4 protein-coding genes and 1 pseudogene are annotated in these 7,580 nt (G+C 73.7%); all 5 read left to right on the top strand.

Translation table 11 applies throughout. The features are described from left to right. Positions 1 to 23: 23 nt before the first annotated feature. Positions 24 to 542, top strand: a pseudogene (locus ACP4J0_RS30755) (type VII secretion system-associated protein); the annotation flags it as partial. A 218-nt stretch (positions 543 to 760) separates the two neighbouring features. Next, positions 761 to 3,568, top strand: a complete 2,808-nt coding sequence (locus tag ACP4J0_RS30750; protein ID WP_426601999.1) for a SpoIIE family protein phosphatase — start codon at positions 761 to 763, stop codon at positions 3,566 to 3,568. Positions 3,569 to 3,874: 306 nt separating this feature from the next. Next, positions 3,875 to 4,024: a hypothetical protein gene (locus ACP4J0_RS30745; protein WP_426601998.1), complete on the top strand. Its 150-nt coding sequence runs from the start codon at positions 3,875 to 3,877 to the stop codon at positions 4,022 to 4,024. An 11-nt stretch (positions 4,025 to 4,035) separates the two neighbouring features. After that, positions 4,036 to 4,968 (top strand): short-chain dehydrogenase/reductase, encoded by a 933-nt coding sequence (locus tag ACP4J0_RS30740; RefSeq protein ID WP_426601997.1) that lies wholly within the window; start codon positions 4,036 to 4,038, stop codon positions 4,966 to 4,968. A 152-nt stretch (positions 4,969 to 5,120) separates the two neighbouring features. Next, the gene (locus ACP4J0_RS30735; RefSeq protein ID WP_426601996.1) at positions 5,121 to 7,481 is read left to right on the top strand and encodes an MMPL family transporter; all 2,361 of its coding nucleotides are present in this window, start codon (positions 5,121 to 5,123) and stop codon (positions 7,479 to 7,481) included. Positions 7,482 to 7,580 lie beyond the last annotated feature (99 nt).

Below are 7,580 nucleotides of genomic sequence, written 5' to 3'. Positions count from 1 at the left end.
CGAACGAGCGGAGCGCGGCGGCGATGCCCACGCCCCCCGCGGACATCGTCGAGGCCGCACGGCTCGCGCCGGAGCACTGGATCAGCATGATCGACCCCGGCTGGGACGGCGAGGGCCTGCCGCCCGACCGGGTCGTGGTCGGCCGCTGGCGCACGGGAACGACCGGCGAGATCGAGGAGTGGGAGGACAACGAGGCGTACCGCCCCTCCCCGGAATCGCTCGGCTGGCCCGAACCCACCGACGACGTCGACGCGGCGCTCCAGCTCGCCGTCACCGGTTACGGACCGGCCGACGACGTCCTGCGGGCTCTGGCCGCCGCCGAGGTGGCGGTGCTGACCCTGCCGGACGGTGCGCCCGTGACCGCCGCCGTGGCGGACGGCGGACTCGTGGTCCCGGTCTTCACCGCCTCCCCCCACCTCGACCGCGTCGGCGGCTTCGCCTTCGACGTCGTCACCGCCCCGGCCCTCCTGGACCGCCTGCCGCCCGGCCACGCCCTCTACGTCAACCCGGCCGGCCCAGCGGGTGGCGTGCTGGAGCCCGACCAGCTCAGGGCACGTCTCTCCCGGACACCCGATGACGCTCCCCACGAGCCCGCCCCGGGCCCGTCCCCTCGTACATGACCGGCATGCCCGCGCCGGTCTCCTCCGTCATTGCGACGACCTTGTCCAGGGACACCTGGTGCGAGCCGTCGCCGCGGGCCCTCGGCTCCGGTTGTCGCTTCCGGCACGGGCCGCGAGGTAGAAATTGAGCCATGGAAGGAATGCGGTCATTCCGCCCGAACCGACGGTCGAGAGGCCGCTCTGACCAACGCGGGACCGACGGCCCGCGTCGCGATTCGTGGCCGGGGCCGCGCTCACTGCTCAGCCTGCGCACCACGGCGGGGCAGGCGTTCCTGTTGCAGGTCGTCGCCGTGTTGTTGCTGGTCGGAGCCGCGGTGACGGCCTTGGTGATCCAGGCCGACGGCGACAGCGAGAGAGAAGCCGAGCGCATGTCGGTGACAGCGGCCGAGTCCTTCGCGAACGCTCCGGGCACGGCCGAGGCACTGAGCGCGCCGAATCCGTCATCCGTCCTCCAGCCGCGAGCCGAAGCGGCCCGTCAAAGGGCGGGCGTGGACTTCGTGGTGGTCATGGACACCGAGGGGGTCCGCCTCACCTACCCCGACCCGAAGCAGATCGGGAAGAAGTTCGTCGGCACCATCGGCCCCGCACTGGAAGGCCGCACCGTCGTCGAGCGGGCGGGCGGACCGTCGCTGCCCGCCGGCGGAGGAGAGGCCGTGCAGGCCGTGGTCCCGGTGACCGGTGCCGACGGCTCCGTGGTCGGCCTGGTGTCCGCCGGGATCACGGTGGAGAACGTGGGTGACATGGTCGAACGGCAGCTGCCGATCATCCTCGCCACCGGCGTGGCCGCGCTCGTGCTGTCCACCGCGGGGGCGGCACTGGTGTCGAGCCGGCTGTGGAGGCAGACCCACGGCATGGGCCCGGCGGAGATGACCCGGATGTACGAGCACCACGACGCGGTGCTGCACGCCGTGCGGGAGGGCGTACTGATCACCGGGGCGGAAGGGCGAGTGCTGCTGGCCAATGACGAGGCACGACGTCTGCTGGGCCTCCCGGCGGACGCGGAGCGGCGCCGGACGGCGGACCTGGGGCTGGACGACGAGATGACGCGGTTGCTGGCGTCGGACGAGCCGGTCACGGACGCGGTGCGGCTGGTCGGGGACCGGCCGCTGGCGGTGAACAAACGGTCCACGGCCCCGTACGGGGGCCGGGCGGGCAGCGTGGTGACGCTGCGGGACACCACGGAGCTGGCCACCGTGACGGGGCGGGCGGAGGTCGCGCTGGAGCGGCTGAAGCTGCTGTACGACGCGGGGGCACGGATGGGTACCACGCTGGATGTGACGCGTACCGCTCAAGAACTGGCGGAGGTGTCCGTGCCGAAGTTCGCCGACGTCGTCACCGTGGAGCTGTGGGATTCCGTCCGGCGGGGCGAGGAGCCGCCGGACGCGGGCACCCTGCTGCGTCGTATCGTCGTCCACGGCCGGAACGGCGACTACGGCCTCTCACCCGTCGGCGAGCTGATCCGCTTCCCGCCCGACGGCCCCGGCGCCGCCGCGGTGGACAGCTGCCGGGCGGCCCTGGAGGCGGATCTCAGGACGTCCGACGGCTGGCGGGCACAGAACCCCGAGCGGGGGCGGCGGGTACTGGAACGGGGAGTCCACTCCCTCGTCGTGGCGCCGATGCGGGCGCGGGAGGCCTTGCTGGGAGTAGCGCATTTCTGGCGCGCGGACGCCTCCGCGCCGTTCGAGGAGGAGGACAAGTCCTTCGCCGAGGAGCTGACCGCCCGAGCCGCGATCGCCATCGACAACGCCCGCCGCTACACACGCGAGCACGCCATGGCCGTCACCCTGCAGCGCAGCCTCCTGCCCCGCGGCACGCCCGAACAGAACGCTCTGGAGGCGGCCTACCGGTACCTCCCGGCCCGGGCGGGGGTGGGTGGCGACTGGTTCGACGTCATCCCCCTGTCCGGCGCCCGTGTGGCACTGGTGGTCGGCGACGTCGTCGGCCACGGCCTGCACGCCGCGGCCACCATGGGCCGGCTCCGGACCGCCGTGTACAACTTCTCCACCCTGGACATGCCGCCCGAGGAACTGCTGAGCCATCTGGACGAACTGGTGGCCCACATCGACGCCCACGAGGCCGCCGCCGAAGAGCAGGACGGGCAGGAGATCACCGGGGCCACGTGCCTGTACGCCGTCTACGATCCCGTCTCCGGTCAGGTGACCGCCGCCACCGCCGGCCACCCGGGGCCCGCGGTCGTCCGGCCCGACGGGACCGTGACCTTCCCCCATCTGCCGGTCTCCCCACCGCTGGGGCTGGGTGCGACCCTGCCCTTCGAGGCCGCGGAGCTGACACTGCCCGAGGGCTCGAAACTCGTGCTGTACACCGACGGACTGATCCACGACCGCAACCGCTACCGCGACCCGGACACCGGGCTGGAGGCACTGCGTGCCGCCCTGACAGGAGCCGGCCGTACCCCGGAGGCCACCTGCACGGCGGTGATCGAGGCCATGCTGCCCGCTCAGCCGAGCGACGACATCGCGTTGCTCGTGGCCCGCACGCGGCGCCTCGACCCCTCGGACTTCGCCGAGTGGGACGTGGCCCGCGATCCCGCGGCGGTGGCGCCGGTCCGGGCCGCCTGCGCCCGGCAACTGGCCGACTGGGGTCTGCGCGACACCAGCTTCACCACCGAGCTGATCCTCAGCGAGCTCATCACCAACGCCATTCGCTACGGCGGCGACCCGATCACCGTGCGACTGCTGTACGACCGGAGCCTGATCTGCGAGGTGTCCGACGGCAGCAGCACCTCACCCCGCCTGCGCCGGGCGAAGACCACCGACGAGGGCGGCCGTGGCCTGTTCCTCGTCGCCCAGTACGCCGAACGCTGGGGCACCCGCTACGTCCCCGCGGGCAAGGTCATCTGGACCGAACAATCCCTCCACGGCGGTGCGGCGGAACCCGGTGACCCCGGCGCCGTCCCGCTCGACCTGTGGAACGACGAAGCCCTCTGACGGGGACGTGCCCGGGCCGCAGCCCGGAGCCCGTGGGCGGGAAACGCCTGCCCGGTCCGGGTCGACCCGCCGGCCGCCGGGCCGGAGCCCGCGGGGGCGGCCGAATGCGCCGGTCCGCGCCGCCTCCGTGCCACCCGTGCCTCCGATTCATTCCATCGGGGCCGAAGGGGCCGATCCCGGGCGACGGACGGTTCTCCTCTTCGACGATGAGGGCGGCGACCGGCGCGCGAGCGACCACGACCCGGTGCTCCCGCGAGTCGCACGGTCCGCGGTCCGGGTGAAATGAGAAGAGGGCAGGGGGACGGCATGCGTCTGACTCCGCACGAGGGGCAGCGCCCACTGGATCACATGGCGGCGGACGCCGCACGGCGGTGGCGAGAACGCGCGGCGCTGCCGGACCACTCCGAGGCCATGGCGCCGACGGCCCTCGGCGCGGCGCACCGGCCGCGCGGATGAGGGCGTCGACCATGCCTCGCTACTCACTCGCCGGCAAGACCGTGCTCATCACCGGCGCCGCCGGCGGCATCGGCACAGCCTGTGCCCGGGCCCTGCGGGCCCGGGGCGCGAACCTCGTGCTGGCCGGCCGCACCGCTTCCTCGGTCGCGGCGCTGGCGCGCGAACTGGGGGAAGAGGGAACGCTGCCCCTGAGCGTGGACGTGACGGACCGGGCGGCACTGGACGACGTGGTGGCCCGTACCGTGGACCGCTTCGGCCGGCTCGACGTCGTCTTCGCCAACGCGGGCATCGCCCCGGCGCGTCCCGCCACGGTCGCCACCGTCGATCCCGCGACGTTCGAGCGCGTGATCGAGGTGAATCTCCTGGGTGTCTGGCGTACCGCGCGGGCGGCGCTGCCCCAGATCCGCGCGCATCGCGGTCACGTCCTGGTCAACGCGTCCGTCTACGCCTACGTCAACGGCGTCGTGAACTGCGCCTACGCGGCCTCCAAAGCCGCGGTCGAGCAGTTCGCCCGGGCTCTGCGGGTCGAGCTGAGCACGCATGGGGCCACCGCCGGTGTCCTCTACCCGGGATGGGTCGAGACCGAGATGACCCGACCGGCCTTCGGCGGCGACGATCTGGCCACGAGGATGCGCGAAGCCGGCTTCCCCCGTGCCTTCGCCGCGCCGATTCCCGCGGAAGCCGTCGCGCTCCGTGTGGTGCAGGGAATCGAACGGCGTACCGCGAGCATCACGGTGCCCCGTCGCTGGCAGCCCGTCGGGATCCTGCGCGGCGTGGTCAACCCCCTCTGCGATCGCCTCCTGATCCGCAACACCGGCTTCCGGTCGATCCTGCGAGCGCTCGAGAACGGAGCGTCCGCGACCCCTCCGCACCCACCGGCTCCGACGCCGGGACCGCCGCACGCCGGCTCCCCCACCGCGCCGGCGCCCCCCGAACCGGAGTGAGTACCCATGTCCTCCGGAACGGCCGGCACACGCGCGAGGGCATGCGAGGGCACGGCGCCCGCGGTGGCCGGCCGCACAGGGCGCGGGGCAGGCCCCGACCCGGCAGACGACGCGTAGCAAGCATCCGGCCATCCGAAGGGACGGTGCGGCCGATGTCCGACAAGGCGACCGCCGCGAGCGGGTCCGCGAACGGTGCGACGCCGCCGGCACGCCGCTCCACCGCGCGCCTCGGCGCCCGCGCCAGGGCCTCCTTCGGCTCCGCCGAGCGCCCCGCCCCTCCCCGCCCGGTGCCGCCCGCGGACGAGGACGCGGTCAAGAAGGGAGCAGCGCGGCTGGGCGCGGTGGCAAGGTGGTCGTTCCGGCACTGCTGGGTCGTGCTCGGCTCGACGGCCTGCCTGCTCACACTGTGCGCCCTCGTCGGCCTGAGCGAAGGCACCCAGTGGTCCAACGGTGGATACAGTGCTGACGGCACGGCCGCCCGGCGCGCCGAGAAGGCCGCCCGGCAGTTCGCCGCCGGCACGCCGGACCTCATCCTCTACGCCCGGTCCGACCGCTCGGTCGACGCCCCCGAGGTGGCGGAGCAGGGACGGCGGCTGACCGAACGCGCCGCCCGGTCCCCGGGGGTCGCGTCGGCACTGTCGTACTGGAGCACCGGGCTGGACCCCCTCCGCGCGTCCCACGAACGCGGCGCCCTGGTGCGTATCGACCTCGAAGGCGGCGAGTCCGGGGCCGCCCGCACCGCACGCACCCTGGTGCCGGCCCTGCGCTCCGCAGCCCCGGAACTGACCCTGTCGGTGAGCGGTCCCGCCTGGGTCAACGTCACCGCCACCGACCAGGCGGAGCGCGACCTGTTCCACTCGGAACTGTTCAACCTGCCCGTGACGTTCCTGGTCCTGGTGCTGGCCTTCGGCTCCCTGGGCGCCACGCTCGTACCCCTGGCGATCGGTGCGACCGCGATGTCGGGAGCCGTGGCCCTGCTGGCGGTCGCGACCAGACTCACACCGGTCTCGGTCTTCGCCGTCAACCTCAGCTGCGCCCTCGGCTTCGGCCTCGCCGTCGACTACGCCCTGTTCACCCTCTCGCGCTACCGCGAGGAGCGGAACCGCGGCCTGGGTCCGGAGGACGCGGTGGGGCGGGCGATGTCCACCACCGGCCGGGCCGTGATGTTCTGCGCCCTGACCATGGCCTGGTGCATGGCGGCGCTGCTCGTGTTCCCCCTGGGGCTGATCCGTTCGCTGGCGATCGCGTCGCTCGTGGTCGTCGCGTTCTGCGCGGCGGGCACCCTGTTCCTGATTCCCGCCCTGGTGGCCGCCCTGGGCGGCCGGCTCGACCGGTCGCACACGTCCCGCCGTCCGCCGTGGAGCCGTCCCTCCACCGACCCCTCGGTGAGTCCGGCGTGGCGCCGGGTCGCGCTCACGGTGACCCGACGGCCGGTGCTGTGGGCGATGGCCGGGTCCGCCCTGCTGCTCGGGCTGGCCGCGCCCGTCACCGGGCTCCGGCCCGCCCTGATGGACGAGTCCGTCCTGCCGGCCCATGCCGAGGCGCGGACCGCCGCCGGGGAGGTCCGCGCGGACTTCCCCCACCCGCCCGACCGGCAACTGTCCGTGGTGCTGCCTCGAACGGACCCGGTGGCCCGGGCGGCCGAGCTGGACGCCTACGCGCGACGTCTGGCGGCACTGCCCGGTGCCGCCCGGGTGAGCACCGCGGCGGGGGACTACACCCACGGCAGGCTCACCGGGGCACGGCACGGCGGGGCGACCCGGCAGCGCGGGACGCTGGTGGTGGTGTTCGCGGCGGAACCCGTCCAGTCGAGGAGCACCGCGGCACTCGTCGACGCGGTGCGCGGTACTCCGGCGCCGGGGCCCGCGCAGGTCGCGGGGACCGCCGCCCATCTCGCCGACACCCGGAAGGCCGTGACGGCCGCGCTGCCCTGGTGGTCGACGCTGATGCTCAGCGGTGTGTTCGGCATGCTGCTCCTCTTCACCAGAAGCCTGTTCGTCGCGCTCAAGGCCGCGCTCCTGGGCGCTCTGGCCATCGGTGCGGCGCTCGGACTGATGGTCCTGCTCTTCCAGCGGTGGCAGATCCTCGGACCGCCGGCCGGAGGGGGCGAGGGCGTACTGGAGATCACCATGCCGCTGCTCGCCGCCGCCCTGGCGTTCGGCCTCTGCGTGGACTACGAGGTCCTCCTCGTCTCCCGGATGGCGGAGGAATGGCGCCGGACCCGCCACAACACCGCCTCCATCGTGTTCGGCGTCGAACACACCGGGCGGCTGTTCACCGCCGCCGCGCTGGTCGTCGCCGTCAGCATGGGCGCCCTGATGCTGTCCCAGGTCAGCCTCCTGGTGGTCCTCGGCGCCACGATGGCCGCGATCGTCGTCCTCGACGCCACCGTCGTGCGGGGCGTCCTCGTCCCGGCGGTGATGCAGATGGCCGGCGGGGCCAACTGGTGGACGCCGACGCTGCGCCGGCGCACCGCCCCCGCGGGCCGGCCCGCCGAGGCGGAGACAGGGTGACCGCCGCCCGAATCCGGACGGCATCCCTCCTGCCTGCCTGCCGACCTACTGACTGACCTACCTACCTACCTACCTACCGACAATCATCGTGAGGAGCTC

Origin of the sequence: Streptomyces sp. WG7 (genome assembly GCF_049975785.1) — a bacterium.
Classification (GTDB): domain Bacteria; phylum Actinomycetota; class Actinomycetes; order Streptomycetales; family Streptomycetaceae; genus Streptomyces.
Note: the sequence above shows the minus strand (reverse complement) of the source record. Positions and strands in the feature narration are given on the sequence as shown.

What these genes read in the sequence shown, in the direction of transcription:
- ACP4J0_RS30750 (WP_426601999.1), top strand. Translation starts at nt 761, where the DNA reads ATGCGGTCATTCCGCCCGAACCGACGGTCGAGAGGCCGCTCTGACCAA.
- ACP4J0_RS30745 (WP_426601998.1), top strand. Translation starts at nt 3,875, where the DNA reads ATGCGTCTGACTCCGCACGAGGGGCAGCGCCCACTGGATCACATGGCG.
- ACP4J0_RS30740 (WP_426601997.1), top strand. Translation starts at nt 4,036, where the DNA reads ATGCCTCGCTACTCACTCGCCGGCAAGACCGTGCTCATCACCGGCGCC.
- ACP4J0_RS30735 (WP_426601996.1), top strand. Translation starts at nt 5,121, where the DNA reads ATGTCCGACAAGGCGACCGCCGCGAGCGGGTCCGCGAACGGTGCGACG.